Origin of the sequence: Methyloprofundus sedimenti (genome assembly GCF_002072955.1) — a bacterium.
In the GTDB taxonomy this organism is placed as follows: domain Bacteria; phylum Pseudomonadota; class Gammaproteobacteria; order Methylococcales; family Methylomonadaceae; genus Methyloprofundus; species Methyloprofundus sedimenti.
Genome location: NZ_LPUF01000001.1, coordinates 1,702,693 through 1,715,734, shown reverse-complemented (window position 1 = coordinate 1,715,734; position 13,042 = coordinate 1,702,693). Strand labels below are relative to the sequence as shown.

Annotated in this window: 17 protein-coding genes; 4 read left to right on the top strand and 13 right to left on the bottom strand. The window is 41.3% G+C overall.

Going from position 1 to position 13,042, the window contains the following annotated elements; all coding sequences use genetic code 11:
• Positions 1-51: 51 nt before the first annotated feature.
• The gene (locus AU255_RS20075) at positions 52-192 is read left to right on the top strand and encodes a hypothetical protein (protein ID WP_158083079.1); all 141 of its coding nucleotides are present in this window, start codon (positions 52-54) and stop codon (positions 190-192) included.
• A gap of 642 nt (positions 193-834) precedes the next feature.
• Here the strand turns inward: AU255_RS20075 and AU255_RS20315 are convergent.
• The 11 genes from AU255_RS20315 to AU255_RS07590 all read right to left on the bottom strand — a co-directional run bounded on the left by AU255_RS20315 (position 835) and on the right by AU255_RS07590 (position 7,929).
• Positions 835-1,008: a helix-turn-helix domain-containing protein gene (locus AU255_RS20315; RefSeq protein ID WP_198942565.1), complete on the bottom strand. Its 174-nt coding sequence runs from the start codon at positions 1,006-1,008 to the stop codon at positions 835-837.
• 32 nt (positions 1,009-1,040) lie between these two features.
• Entirely contained in the window at positions 1,041-2,420 is a 1,380-nt protein-coding gene (locus AU255_RS07635; protein ID WP_198942564.1) for a sigma 54-interacting transcriptional regulator, read from the bottom strand.
• Positions 2,421-2,478: 58 nt separating this feature from the next.
• Complete coding sequence (locus AU255_RS07630; RefSeq protein ID WP_080522317.1) at positions 2,479-2,727, bottom strand: FmdB family zinc ribbon protein; 249 nt, start codon at positions 2,725-2,727, stop codon at positions 2,479-2,481.
• Between the two features lie 64 nt (positions 2,728-2,791).
• Complete coding sequence (locus AU255_RS07625) at positions 2,792-3,160, bottom strand: carbonic anhydrase (protein WP_198942563.1); 369 nt, start codon at positions 3,158-3,160, stop codon at positions 2,792-2,794.
• A 54-nt stretch (positions 3,161-3,214) separates the two neighbouring features.
• Entirely contained in the window at positions 3,215-4,768 is a 1,554-nt protein-coding gene (gene tnpC / locus AU255_RS07620) for an IS66 family transposase (protein ID WP_080522316.1), read from the bottom strand.
• Between the two features lie 87 nt (positions 4,769-4,855).
• Positions 4,856-5,212 (bottom strand): IS66 family insertion sequence element accessory protein TnpB, encoded by a 357-nt coding sequence (tnpB, locus tag AU255_RS07615; RefSeq protein WP_080521668.1) that lies wholly within the window; start codon positions 5,210-5,212, stop codon positions 4,856-4,858.
• Complete coding sequence (gene tnpA / locus AU255_RS07610) at positions 5,209-5,541, bottom strand: IS66 family insertion sequence element accessory protein TnpA (protein ID WP_080522315.1); 333 nt, start codon at positions 5,539-5,541, stop codon at positions 5,209-5,211. Before tnpA ends, tnpB begins: the two co-directional genes overlap by 4 nt.
• 77 nt (positions 5,542-5,618) lie before the next feature.
• Positions 5,619-5,900 carry a carbonic anhydrase gene (locus AU255_RS07605; protein WP_198942562.1) on the bottom strand — a complete coding sequence of 94 codons (282 nt, stop codon included), beginning with the start codon at positions 5,898-5,900 and terminating at the stop codon, positions 5,619-5,621.
• 673 nt (positions 5,901-6,573) lie between these two features.
• On the bottom strand, positions 6,574-7,125 hold the full coding sequence (locus AU255_RS07600) for a TrmH family RNA methyltransferase (protein WP_080522314.1): 552 nt from the start codon (positions 7,123-7,125) through the stop codon (positions 6,574-6,576).
• A gap of 119 nt (positions 7,126-7,244) precedes the next feature.
• On the bottom strand, positions 7,245-7,625 hold the full coding sequence (locus AU255_RS07595) for a hypothetical protein (protein WP_080522313.1): 381 nt from the start codon (positions 7,623-7,625) through the stop codon (positions 7,245-7,247).
• A gap of 58 nt (positions 7,626-7,683) precedes the next feature.
• Positions 7,684-7,929, bottom strand: coding sequence for a hypothetical protein (locus AU255_RS07590; RefSeq protein WP_080522312.1), 246 nt, complete (start codon positions 7,927-7,929; stop codon positions 7,684-7,686).
• Positions 7,930-8,365: 436 nt separating this feature from the next.
• Here AU255_RS07590 and AU255_RS07585 point away from each other — a divergent pair, with 436 nt between their 5' ends.
• Positions 8,366-8,596, top strand: coding sequence for a hypothetical protein (locus tag AU255_RS07585; RefSeq protein ID WP_080522311.1), 231 nt, complete (start codon positions 8,366-8,368; stop codon positions 8,594-8,596).
• A 136-nt stretch (positions 8,597-8,732) separates the two neighbouring features.
• Here AU255_RS07585 and AU255_RS07580 read toward each other — a convergent pair whose 3' ends face one another.
• Together AU255_RS07580 and AU255_RS20070 are read right to left on the bottom strand one after the other, a co-directional pair.
• On the bottom strand, positions 8,733-8,912 hold the full coding sequence (locus AU255_RS07580; protein WP_080522310.1) for a hypothetical protein: 180 nt from the start codon (positions 8,910-8,912) through the stop codon (positions 8,733-8,735).
• 18 nt (positions 8,913-8,930) lie between these two features.
• On the bottom strand, positions 8,931-9,083 hold the full coding sequence (locus tag AU255_RS20070; protein ID WP_233144577.1) for a hypothetical protein: 153 nt from the start codon (positions 9,081-9,083) through the stop codon (positions 8,931-8,933).
• A 34-nt stretch (positions 9,084-9,117) separates the two neighbouring features.
• Here AU255_RS20070 and AU255_RS19740 point away from each other — a divergent pair, with 34 nt between their 5' ends.
• Both AU255_RS19740 and AU255_RS07575 read left to right on the top strand, forming a co-directional pair.
• On the top strand, positions 9,118-9,285 hold the full coding sequence (locus AU255_RS19740) for an ester cyclase (RefSeq protein ID WP_143735887.1): 168 nt from the start codon (positions 9,118-9,120) through the stop codon (positions 9,283-9,285).
• A gap of 121 nt (positions 9,286-9,406) precedes the next feature.
• Positions 9,407-13,000 (top strand): hypothetical protein, encoded by a 3,594-nt coding sequence (locus tag AU255_RS07575; protein ID WP_080522309.1) that lies wholly within the window; start codon positions 9,407-9,409, stop codon positions 12,998-13,000.
• Positions 13,001-13,042 lie beyond the last annotated feature (42 nt).

The window sequence follows — 13,042 nt, the reverse complement described above, 5'->3', positions numbered from 1 at the left end:
TGGGAAGTTGTCGATTTCAGACTTCAAGAATTTGGCTAAAAAAATATTATAATGAATTTAACATTGTTATTGCCTGAATTCATCAAAAAGGTCAGTGTAATTGATTTTCTTTATATTTTTCAGATTTTTTATCGCCACCCCGTACCTGAGATGGCGAACACCGCCCAGTTTGATCTTCTATTTGCTGTTTAAACCTGTCACACCCTAACACCCGGGCTTTATTTGTTGCATCGCATATTTCTTTTATCGTATTAGCTGAAAGTTTTGATGCAGACAGGTTCTTATACATATCTTGTCTTTCTTTATCAGAAAGACCTAATGATAGGTAACAAGTATGAGTAGTTAGAAACTCAACTGACCTGCCCTACGCATTGGATTGATAGCTTGACCAGAGATACTCAACGAGGTGTTTTACCATCTGTGCTGGGCTGGATTCTACTCAATATATCGACTGACCACTAAAAATAATTGTCACTATCAACCAGCGTTGATTTACATCTTCTCTCACATCATTCTCTCTTGGGATTGCCAGTGAATAAACATGATGAATCATTAAGAAATAGCTATGCACTGCAACATTATACTTTTGACTATATTCTTTAAGCCTGGATAAATAAAGGGGTTAATCTTGTTCAGAAAATAAGCTGACTTGTCGACTATTTCCTCGTTGAACAATATGCTGAAGAATTCCCGGAAGGTTTAAGCGCACTAATCAAGCCATGATATTGCCTTGTCAAGGCCACTTAAAATAAGCTTACTCTAACAAAAACAATAAAATCAATGCCTCTGACTGCTTTGATACAACTGTCGCGATGTTATAAGCGGACTGGTTTTCTATTTGTTTCTATAAATGGCCGCTTCGATATGATGTTTTTTCAGTTTCTGGTGCACCGCTCGTGGAGTCATTCCAAATTCTTTTGCGGTTGCACTCACATTTCCAGAAAATCTCTTTAATGCATCATGAAGCATCTGAACTTCAACTTCACAAGCAACTTTCTTCTTTGTCATATTAAGACTTCCCGTGTCAATATGACCTAAATCTAAATCAGTACAATCGACAGAAACATTCTCAATAATAGCTCCCTGTGCGAACAGAAATGCATGTTCCAAGACGCTTTCCAATTCCCGGATATTGCCCCGGGCCAATCATAGATCATCACTTTGTGCCATGCCTTTTCACCAAGAGTTTTTCCAGGCTTTTGATATTTATTCGATAACTGCTTTAGAAAAAAATCAGTTAAAGTCCCAATGTCTTCACGCCGATCGCGCAAAGGTGGGATCTGAATAGGAACAACGTTTAACCGATAAAAAAGATCTTTTCGAAAATCACCGGCTAACACCATGTCTTTAATTGATTGATTAGCGGCAACGATAACCCTGACATCCGCCTTGATCGCCTGTCTGCCACCCACTCTTTCAAATTCACCTTCTTGAAGTATACGTAGCAATTTTGCTTGCCCCGACAAACTCAAACTGTCTATTTCATCTAAAAACAGCGTACCAGTACAAGCTCTCTCGAAAAATCCCTTATGCACATTATAAGCGCCAGTGAACGCACCTTTTTCATGGCCAAATAAAGCACTTTCAATCAAAGTCTCAGCTATAGCAGCACAATTTACAGCAATAAACCTTTCCGGGTTACGTCCGCTTGCGGCGTGTATCGCTCGAGCAATAAGCTCTTTACCAACCCCTGTCTCACCACCTATCAATACATTAACCATGGTCGGAGCAACGATCTGTATTGAATTAAAAACTTCTCGCATCGCTTGCGATTGCCCAATAATGATATTTTGCGAATTTTGCTGAGGATCAGATTCAATCGTTCCACACTGATACCAATTTTTCTCTATCCCCTCTGTTACCTGCACAATAGTTTCGCTAGAATTCAATTTAGAAATGATCGAGCTTTCCTGGTTGTGGTATTCATCCCCAGATATCGCCTGACTCAGCGCCTTATCCAAATGAATACTGATGTCGCAATATCTATCCCCAGTAGCAATCCGTTTTGTTAATTCGACTTTTGCGTACCCGAAATTTCGCGCGGCAATACCACCAAAAACCGAAGATGTCATTTGACACAGCTCAGGCGTTCCTTTTACCATCTCACCAAACGGACAACGTGTATTTTCAACGCGGATAGTACCTACATCGCTGGAGACCCTGGAAAATCCGCCACCAATTTGATTCTTAATTTCGATGATAACATCGGCATATTGGTCATGCGTTAATGTCTTTTCATACTCTAATTTCTCCCTGACAATTTTTTCTAAAGAACTGCTCGCCAACAAGCCAAGATGTTGGATATATTTGTCATTGCTCTCTTGCTCTGAATTTTTCTTGCGCCATAACTTCATACTTTGAATTACAAAAGCCTGAAGGAATGAAGTTGGAGTTAAGCGAGACAATAATTTATTTTTCATGAGCATCAAAGACCTTGTCTATGAAAATTCAACTTTATGTATTGCTTGGCACAGAATGTCATGATGACGATGACTTACAACCGCAACTGGGGCCATGTTGATGCCCATTATTCGATGCTTTCGGTTGTAGCGAGTGCATCGCCTGTTCACGACCGAGCGCTTTATAACCATGCGCAGCGGGGGGCGATAGAATGAGTTTCTCACATGCCCCGCCGCAAGTTGGACAGGTAGGACGAATATCATTCATTCGATGATTTGCTTCAAACTGCACCTTGCATTGAGTGCATCTATAATCATAAGTTGGCATATTTTACCCTCAACTATAATAAAACTGGAGAATGTTTTATCACTCTCCAGTCATGTATGGCCCTTTAACCCCAACGCGCAGGTTGTTTAGTGTTCACCCCAAACGCAGTAGAAGACGCATCGGTTCTTAACCTTTTTTCAGGATCAAGTGTAGGCGCTCTCAATCGTCGAGTTTCAACCTCCCAAACCCAGCCACTGATAATAATATCCTTAGGTATAAGTGGATGATTCTTAAAAACATCAATCGTTTTCATACAAGTTACATCGACATCGTCCATCATTCCGATCCACTTTGCAAATGAACCTTTTCCAAGTTTTTGTTCAGGCAATGTTGGATCAAGTACCATATCGTCTGTTTCTATGCCTTTGTCATTAAACATTTTTTCAAGGTCCTGAGCATTCGCTGACAGCATGCCGCACTGAGTATGCTGCACAATTACAATTTCTTTGTAACCGTCGATTCTTACCACCTAGACAAGCTACTCCACTTACTTTAAAGGCTTAACTTTTTCAATCAAGTTCCAGGGTAGAAACTGATCTAACGCCTCTGGTTCATAATGCCTACCAAGCTTGGGTAGCTCAGTAAGTAAATACTTCAGATAATCAAAAGGCTCCAGATTATTGGCAACCGCTGTTTGCACCAGGCTGTATAGCAGTGCACTGGCATTTGCTCCACGAGGTGTTTGATTAAACAACCAGTTTTTACGCCCAATCACAAACGGTTTGATACGACGTTCAGCTGCATTATTATCAATGTGTATATTTCCGTCATCAATATAGCGAATCAGGCTACTCCACTGGTTAAGGGTGTAACGAATGGCTTTACCTATCGTGCTGTCTTTTGCTGTCCTGGTAACATGGTCATCGCACCACTGCTTTAAGTCATCCAGCAAAGGTTTACATTTTTCCTGACGTAACAAATAACGCTGCTCTATTGTCAGATCTTTAAATTGTTTCTCAAACGCATAAAGACGAGTGAACTTGCGTAATGCCGTTTGAGCCATGCCCATTTTATTTTTGCGGCTCGCTTTGGGAAGTGCTTTCAGTGCTTCATCGAATTTACGACGCGCATGCGCCATACAACCGACGAGGAGACAGTCATCTGATGCAAGGGCGTGATAGCCGGCATAGCCATCCACTTGCAAGTGGCCTGAAAAGCCCTGTAAAAAGCTCGCCGCATGTGCACCCGCCCGGGTTGCCTGATACTCATACAAAACAATTGGGCATTCAGCTTCATGACCACCACTTTGATAGAGCCACATATAGGATTTTGATTTCGTCTCTCGTCCATCCTGAATAACATTCAAAGTTGTTTCATCAGCCTGGAGAATTTTCTGCAGGATCAGTAATTCATGCAGTCGATCATAAAAGGGGGCAAGCAATTCAGCGGACTTCAATACCCAGATTGATAACGTTGCACGCGAAAGGTCGATACTTAAGCGCTTGAAAATCGTTTCCTGGCGATAGAGTGGCAAGCTATCCATAAACTTGGCTACAATAATGTAGGCTAGTAAGCTGGCCGAAGCAAAACTGCGTGGAATGGGCTGTGCCGGTTTAGGCGCATTAATAATGCCATTTTCGCAGGCACGACAGGCATACTTTACCTGCACATGCTCAATCAGCTTGATTTGAGCAGGAATGATTTCTAACTGCTCTGACGTGTCTTCGCCAGCCTCATGCAAGGCATGACCACAGTCACACACACGTTCTGCTTCAGGTAATTCATAGCGAACGACTTCTCGCGGAAGATGTCTGGAGAGCGGTTTACGACCTGGCTTTTTGCGTTGATAGCTAACCGTTTCTTCAAGATCAGTCTCCTCTTGCTTTAAGGCGTCAAGAATCGATTCCGCTTCATTAAACAACTCCATTTGGTCAGGACACTTTTCACTGGATGCTCCAAAGCGCTGGTGTTGAAACAAACGAAACTGCTCCTCATACCACGTCAGTTTTTCCTGTAATTGATCTACTGTCGACTGATAGTCCAGCACCATTTTTTGCAGTGCATTCGTCTCATCTGGCAGTGTCTCAGGAAGTGAGTTCATGGTGATTATTATACCACTAAAAGGCTGATAAATAAGGTTTAACTTGCTGTTTTATTGATTCTTTTTATGCAGAATAGAGTCGCTTGATCAGTTGTTTTTTAGACCAGAAACAGCCGTGTGCGCTTGCACTTGGTGATAGGATAAACCATCCAGTAACCAGTGTAATTCACGTGAGGTTAGTGACACAGCCTGCTCGTTCAATTCGCTTGGCCACTGGAACGTCCCCTTATCCAGGCGGCGATAATAAAGCCAGAAGCCATTACATTCCCAATAGAGTAGTTTTAGTTTATCGCGAGAGCGATTACAAAAGACAAAAACACTCCCGGTAAAGGGATCATGGCCCAACTGCTCTGAAACGATCAGCGACAAGCCATTAATGGACTTACGCATATCCGTAACACCTGTCGCCAGATACACCTGATTAACAGCAAGACCGTTTATCATGAGATGGACCTCACCAACTCCAATAACGGTTTTAAAATACTGAGTTCCGTATTGGCCTGTATTTCCAGGCTAAAGCCATTGGTATGAGTGACTTTGATAACCGACGATAGCCTTGGGCCACTTAAATTGTCTTCGGCAACAAATTTTACCGGAACCAGTTGGCTGGTTTGTTGCACTGACGAGCTGGCCGAACCGAATTTCTTTTTGTAATAACTGAAGATATGCGGCTTGATATCATGGACCTTGCAATACTCAGCCTGAGTTAAACGACTGGCTTGCCATTGTGGTATATGCTCTTGCATAGCCGCTTTATTTTGAGATGGGCTCATAAATACCTCTGAAGTTAAATGGAGGTATTAGTGTGCCCTTTTTTATAGGGGTTTAGAATGTGTGGTTTAATTGACGCTTACATTTCTTTAGTTCCAAAAAAATTACATGTCAACATGGCAGAGCGTATCGCATCGTCCGTTACAATTCCACCCGCATTACGAAAACAATGCGCATCTCCACCTCCGACAGGCGTATCTACATGAATGCCCAGTGCCTCGTCTACTGGTAAACGCTCATCCATACAAGCAAGAACCCACAAACCGGCGTTATTATGTCCTTCAGCGCCATAACGGCGACGTTGCGCCCAATAATCATACTCTGCAGTCCGTTTATCTAACTTACCTTTTAATGTAGTCATAATCTTATTATCCTCAATAGTGAAGTAAAAAACTTAAACCTTAAAATGATGTCGCCACCACACTATGTCTTCAGCAATTCACATGCCACCAGTAAATTCATTTATATTTCAATAGCTTACAAAAATAATTGATTTATACGCGGACACTTATATTTTCGAGAAACATAACTAAAATTAATTTTATTGCTTTAAAATCAATTGGATAAATAGAATTAAGTGAAATATTTTTACTGAGAAATAAAGGTTCTTACTAGGAAATAAAATTTCCTTAAAAAATCCTATAGCTTGATGTTCAAGTTTTTAAAATCAAAGAGGTTAGAGAATTTTCTTTATATTTTTTCAGATTTCCTATCCCTACCCCTCACGGAATGCGGGGAATAGGTGTCATGAATATGCTGTATTCCGCTAGCTCCATAACGGGCTACAGAGAATTTTAGCTATAGACTGAAAGTTATACGTAATCAGATATGATTATTAATAATTTCACTAATCGTGGAATAATGCAGACCAAAATAATCTTCAATTTGTTTCATAATACTCCCCACTGGCATAAGCATTTACAGAAGTGACCAGTTATAACGCTTTAGAAAATTCAATCCTTAGTGATCTAGCCATCTTGCCACACTTAATTTTTCTTTGGCTGATAACATAACTCATTTCATAAATACAAGACCTAACCTCGAACCTTGACTGTATTATTAGTATCGCGGCTGGCGAGAATCAGTTCCTTGCTGTCATATCTTTCTGCCGACTTAACCAAACGATCATAAAGCAGCACATTTACCGAAGCTGATAAATTCATGCAGCCAACCGTCGGCACATAAACCACTGCTTCTGCCCGGTCAATAATCTCCTGATCAATAGTGCCATCTTCCGGCCCGAAGATATAAAAAACATCGTGCGGGTGCTCATACCCCGGCAAGGACATCGCGTTCTCGGCAAACTCAACACAGACAATCTTCATGCCTTCAGCCACGACTTCCAACAGGCTCTGGGCCTGAATGAGTAGAGTATTCTCACTCACCTTACGGCTCATTTCCGGCGCATTAGGATTAAGCCTGAGCGCCCGTGGATAACGCGAACCGGTATAAAAAACGCTATCGACGCGAAAATTGCCGGCAGCACGCATCACCGCGTGAACATTATCCGGACTTTTGGGGTTGATTAAACCGATACTGACCTTATTTTTTTCATGTGGGATATGTTTAGCATATTTAGGGGTCATATCTCTTGACCCCTTTGTCTTGCCATAGTTTGCTACTGCTACCATAGGATTGATTGACTAAGCTTACTCTATCAAAACAAAAAAAAACCTGTCCCCTTTGATACTTCAGCATCCCACTATCACTTAGCCCGCAACAATAAAATCCTGTTCTGCTCAGCAATCGCAGCAGATTGACGGCGTAACTCATCAGCTTGTCGTTGTTCAGAAATCGCCACCGACTGCCTTGTTCTCAGCGTATAATAATCAATTGCCTCTTTGCGTAGCTTTTCTGCCGCATCATCATCGATCTTTTGCTGCGCAGATATCTGCGCCTGATGATCGCTAATCCTTTTTTGTGCCGCATTATAGTCAGCCTGACTAAAGTTATCATTCAGCTCAATCTCTTTCCCCGCACCGGCGCAAGGTATTTGCTGATAGATTGTTTTTCCATTCACCTCGCACTTGTAAGCCTTGGCTTGAACTGTCGAACAGACAAACATCAGTATAATAAAGTATCGCATCAAAGATCCTATGTGAAAAAAATTCGGAAAACGCTAACGCCTATATTTTAATAAAAAATTAGCGCTGTGTAAGTGAGTGGAGTTGAATGTCATCACTAAAATAGTGTAGTACGGGTTTCACGCAGTCATTAATTTCTTTTTCAGTCATTGACGTTTCTATCACAATGCGGTTTTTATTACCCTTAATGCGTGAATCCTCAGATAAGCTAGTTTCAATGGTGTCAATAAAATCAGCAATTAGATTATCTAAATCTTCACTAGAAATTTTCGAAGCTGATGCTTTTTTTACTTTTAATTCAAACATGTATTGTGTCCTTTATATGACTGACTTTAGCGCCAAATTTTGATCTAAACGGGTTAATGCCTAGTATAAATGGCTTGAGTTCATTGCGGGTAGCTTATTTGAGTAATGCGTCAAATACATAAATCAGTACGAAAGATAAACTCAGAAAAGATGTGAGCAGGTTGCCCCCTTGCCCCCTGAATTAAAAGCCATTAAACAGCCGATTGATACCAGCAGCACGGCGGGAAAAGCCAAAACTAAAGGTAAATTTAAAGGGCGTAAGTCCTACGACTAAAGAATAGGCGACACAAGTTCATAAATTAAAAGAGCAGCACTTAACCAGGCTGGCTATTGTAGATCAGCTGAAGATGGGCATTGTGTCTGTATATAGAATACTCAAAAAATAAAAAGTAGAGTAGTATGATCAGCGATAATTAAAACAGAGAGGATAACCAAAATGCAAAAATATAAAGTGATAGAAATTGAAGTTCACGTAGGCGGTGAAGATTATCTTATTAACCTGGAAGGATTTTATATTGACGCAATGATTCAAGCAGGCCACCCGGATATTGAAGAGTTTTTAGCCTCTAAAATAGAATCCCAAGGGGGGTGGCTTGAAACCGATGTACCTATAGAAAAACAAGCGCGCTGTGCAATTGTTCAGACATTGGCTGAAAGTCATGTGTAAGTATTAGGGGTTAGCGCACGAAACAAAATATAAACCCGGCTATATAAGAAGGGGTCAGGTCTTTGAACTATGATTATTAATAATTCCACTAATCGTGGAATAATGCAGACCAAAATAATCGCCAATTTATTTCATACTATACCCCCCCGATGGCATAAGCATTTGCAATAGCCTCATTGCGAATATATTTTTCAGCATATTCAGACAGTGGCTTGACAATACCCCTTCGTTGAGCCCCTGGAATTTCACTTAAGCCCTGCTCTGCATTTAACAAACACTGCATAGATTCAACAAAATGCTGGTTACCTAAAAACACCTGATTTCTAAAAGCCTCTCAAGGCGATGCCTGTCCACGCCTCTGACTACCAAAGTGTTTATAGGCTTTAACAGCTTCGGCTTTGTGCTCTCTAAAATTTGATAACACCCCACCCTTATCCGGCCATTCCGGTGTATTTTTTTCTTTAGCTGATAACATAACACAATTCATTTCATATATCAAAGACCTGACCCTAAGGTTGCTGATGTGTTGTAGGCGGCAGGATTTAATCGGTGTCTATGAAACAATACAAAGTAAAGTTGCTGCACAAAACCAGTCTATCGAAATGCAAGAAGTCTGGATATTTCGCATTAGTAATGGCAAAATTGCAGAACGTTGGTATGCGCATGACCAATCAGCATCGATCGGTTAGTTAATATCCGGAAAGATACAGTCAGGTAATTTGGATACTTCTCACCTAAGCCGTTCAATGAATGTGCTGAACAAAACTAGTCATGCTACGTTGGCAACTCTAAAATCAGGAGAATTAGAAAATGACTATGTTTTTTAAAGTAATTGTACAAGGAAAAGACGGCAAGCCTAATCAAGGACTTCTTGTTTCACTAGGAAACGCGACAGACATACGCGCTGAAACGAAACTCCGTGACGCACCGATGATTAGGATGAAGAAGACTTCAAACATCGGAATGGTTGAGTTCGAAGTTGATTTAGATACAAAAGTACGTCGAATTGTATTGCTCATCGCAGAACCAAAAACAGGCGAACTAATCCACGTAAGCGACCCTATTCAGGTTGCGAAAATCAAACGCGATGAGGTGTTTACGGTTATCACATCACTTGGTGGCGCCGATATAGACCCTCTCCAAGGCGATATAAAGGGCAAAGAAAATAACCTAGAGTCAGATATTCAAACTGATAGTAAGGCACCCTTAAATATTCGACGATTTAGACGTTTCTCCAGCGATGTAGAACGAAGATATTCGGAACGCGAATCGACTCTTGCGGAAGTCAGCAAAACTACCGCGGATCGAAGAGAGGCAAAACGCTCTAAACGAGTCGAAATCAAAAGTAACATTAAAAAATTATTACTAAAGAGAGTATCGAAAAATCCGGCCTCCTCTTCAGAGCATTGGTTAAACGACAATAAGCCAGAAGAAAAACAAGAGAAAGTTGTTGATCAGGGACTGGATCAACTCGCAAAAGTCTCAAAAGATCGCAGAGGCATTATTGTTCGACAAGATGTTACGGGGGAAATGCCGAAGTTTCCCGGCGAAGCTATGTCCCCTGATGAAGCAAGAAATATTCTATTTCCAAATAAACCACCATCCAGACAGAGAATTCAGACGCTACTAGTTGATTGTTTTGTTAGGAAACGACAATCAGAATTTTCCCCAAATGAGGAAACCCGAACAGCGGTTTCAGCCTTAGAGCAGCCAGCTGGGCCTGGGGCAGAACAGACCATCGACAATAAACTATCTGAGTTGATCAGCAGAGCCTACGATATTGCTTTGGGGAAACGGCCTGATATCGAGTCTATCAATAACAGCTTAAGAGACAAAGAGTTTTCCAACGGACCTGCTGATACTACTGCTATCTATGATTACAACTCGCTGCAGATAGCCTGGAAAAATATATGGGATTCAGTGCTCGATAAGGAAGCAGTCAAAGAATTGACGGAACTGTATCTAGAAATTCTGGCATTGGATCCAGAAATTGAAACATATATTGATCTTACTGAGATCGATGAACTTGAAGAACTGTTCGACACGCTCCATCATGTTGCGAATGATTTGTCCGCCGACCTGGAAATACCGGATTATTTATCCGCATGGTGCCCCGAAATTAAATCAGTACAAGATCGATTAAAACCAGAAGATGTCGATTATTTGAGGTTTCTATGGTATGTCGATTTAAGGGTTAACCAAGACCATCCACGACGTAATGGAGAACCAAATTACAGTCGATTTTCAGAATTGTTTTTTGCTGAAAAATGGTGGCCGGAAGAATGGGAACCCAGTCAAACCTTAGCGAATTTACATAAAATTGACTGGGCGAAAACCACCGCAAAATCTTATATCAGTCAGCAAGGTAATGCTGGAATAGGACGAGTCCACAGGCTCATTACAGAGCTTCAACGATATTTGGCGGAACCATACAAGTTTGATGTGTTTTTACCTAACTCCTATAACTTTGGAATAATTTCTACTTATAGACAGTTTTGGGAACCTCAGGGATTCCAAGCAGGGGAACTGGTGAGCACCATACCGTTGTCACCCGGAGAAATTCGTAAAATTAGTGTTAAGCATAATATTAAAACTGAGGATAAATCCTTAAATAAAGTGCTATCCAGCTTTGCCGATACTCGTGATCGCAAGGATACGTCAAAAATTACCGGCGAAATAAACAGGAAAGTAGATTCAAAAATGGTTGGAAAATTTGGCACCAAAGTTGATTACAATAATTTTGAGGCCTCAGGAGATTTTTCAACTGACCAAGGATCTGAATCATCGCGTAAGAAAACGGAGTTACGAGAAGCTGTTAAACATTCCGTTCAAGAATATAAAGATGAGCGAACCGTTAAACTCACAGCAGCAACTACCGAGGACATGGAGCATGGTAGTGAAATTGAAATCAAGAATCCAAATAACGAACTCACAGTCACCTACTTGTTTTACGAATTACAGCAACGTTTCCATGTTAAAGAAAGATTGCACAATGTAGAACCGGTAGTTATGGTTGCTTTTGATGTACCTGCTCCTCACGAAATTAATGAAGCATGGTTGTTACGACATGCCTGGATCCTACGTGATGTTTTACTGGATGAGAAACACCTCGTGACATTGGAAATGTTGTCTGTGTCATTCACTGGCAACGAGATAAGTCTCCAAGTTTTCAAACGACAGTGGCTAGCTCAAATTGATATTTTGGAATCCTACAAGCGGGATTTTGAAATTCATTATCAAAATCGCGAACTAGGGCGTATGCGTATTGACGGCTTTTTAAAGCAAGCATCAAACGAGCTCTCCGAGGAAGAAGCAGATGAGGAGAGAAATACAGTTGGCACTCGTCTACGAGACGTTTGGCATTTCTTAAGCCCAGGCACCCAGGCGCGTGATGCGCTTTTTGGAAAAAAGGATAAGGAAAGCGATCCATTAACCGATCCAGAATACGATGCCGCGCGACAAGCTTTAGAATGGTTTGAAGCTGATTTAGCGAATGCTGACGCCAGTGTGCGTAATGCCAAGTCTTCTCTTGAGCGTGCAACTTCAGCCTACGTTTCCGGTGTAAAGGAAAGTTACAATCGAAGAATTGCTATTGATCAGTTAAAGGCCCACATCAAGCAAAATATTCTTTATTATATGCAAGCGATCTGGCATGCCGAGGTTCCAGATCAACGATATATGCGGCTTTATGATCTGGAGATTCAATGGCCAATCCCTGCGGCTAAGGCGAAATTCGTGTCTTCCACTTCAGCATTTTCCGATAGGATGGTATCGGCAAGCCTGCCTAGCAAACTTGGATACAATAATGTCAAAGGCTTTTTGAAGATGCCTGGAGCGAAACTCGGAGAAAAACGTTTACTACATGAAGTAGCTGACCTAAATAAGATTTTGGGATTTAAAGGTAACTATGCCCTCTTTGCTCTCAAGGAAAGTAATGCGTTGACAGATTACATGATGCAGGATTTTCTGGATTCAGAGTTTAATGTTTATGATCCCGACCCAGAAGGCGAGATCCTGAGCGCTAATGAAATATTAGATATCGCACATTGTGCCTGGACCAATGAAGAGCTGAATGACGACGATAAAAAAGAGCTACAACACTGGATGGTTGAAAGCTTACGAATTGCCCACCGACAAGGTGAAGACGTTGTAGTACCGACAGGAGAATTGTTTATTGAAGCATTACCGGGCTCTCATCCACTACTCGAAGATTTTAAATTGGCACATCGAAGCGTAGATGTTGAGAAAGCAATTTCAGAACGAAATCTCGGAGAAGTCGAGGTTATACGTCGGGTCGCCAAGATACAGTCTGGAGATTATTCGGATCCAGATATTGATCGTCGCATCGAACTTAGCGGAACAGACAATGTATCGGTAGAGGTCGATACGCAAGACAGCGAATAATCAAATGCATGTGATTTTGACATGCCCGAATTCATATAATAA

Coding starts and splice junctions, on each gene's coding strand:
- AU255_RS20075 (WP_158083079.1), top strand. CDS start 52: ATGAATTTAACATTGTTATTGCCTGAATTCATCAAAAAGGTCAGTGTA.
- AU255_RS20315 (WP_198942565.1), bottom strand. CDS start 1,008: ATGACAAAGAAGAAAGTTGCTTGTGAAGTTGAAGTTCAGATGCTTCAT.
- AU255_RS07635 (WP_198942564.1), bottom strand. CDS start 2,420: ATGAAAAATAAATTATTGTCTCGCTTAACTCCAACTTCATTCCTTCAG.
- AU255_RS07630 (WP_080522317.1), bottom strand. CDS start 2,727: ATGCCAACTTATGATTATAGATGCACTCAATGCAAGGTGCAGTTTGAA.
- tnpC (WP_080522316.1), bottom strand. CDS start 4,768: ATGAACTCACTTCCTGAGACACTGCCAGATGAGACGAATGCACTGCAA.
- tnpB (WP_080521668.1), bottom strand. CDS start 5,212: ATGATAAACGGTCTTGCTGTTAATCAGGTGTATCTGGCGACAGGTGTT.
- tnpA (WP_080522315.1), bottom strand. CDS start 5,541: ATGAGCCCATCTCAAAATAAAGCGGCTATGCAAGAGCATATACCACAA.
- AU255_RS07605 (WP_198942562.1), bottom strand. CDS start 5,900: ATGACTACATTAAAAGGTAAGTTAGATAAACGGACTGCAGAGTATGAT.
- AU255_RS07600 (WP_080522314.1), bottom strand. CDS start 7,125: ATGACCCCTAAATATGCTAAACATATCCCACATGAAAAAAATAAGGTC.
- AU255_RS07595 (WP_080522313.1), bottom strand. CDS start 7,625: ATGCGATACTTTATTATACTGATGTTTGTCTGTTCGACAGTTCAAGCC.
- AU255_RS07590 (WP_080522312.1), bottom strand. CDS start 7,929: ATGTTTGAATTAAAAGTAAAAAAAGCATCAGCTTCGAAAATTTCTAGT.
- AU255_RS07585 (WP_080522311.1), top strand. CDS start 8,366: ATGCAAAAATATAAAGTGATAGAAATTGAAGTTCACGTAGGCGGTGAA.
- AU255_RS20070 (WP_233144577.1), bottom strand. CDS start 9,083: ATGAATTGTGTTATGTTATCAGCTAAAGAAAAAAATACACCGGAATGG.
- AU255_RS19740 (WP_143735887.1), top strand. CDS start 9,118: ATGTGTTGTAGGCGGCAGGATTTAATCGGTGTCTATGAAACAATACAA.
- AU255_RS07575 (WP_080522309.1), top strand. CDS start 9,407: ATGACTATGTTTTTTAAAGTAATTGTACAAGGAAAAGACGGCAAGCCT.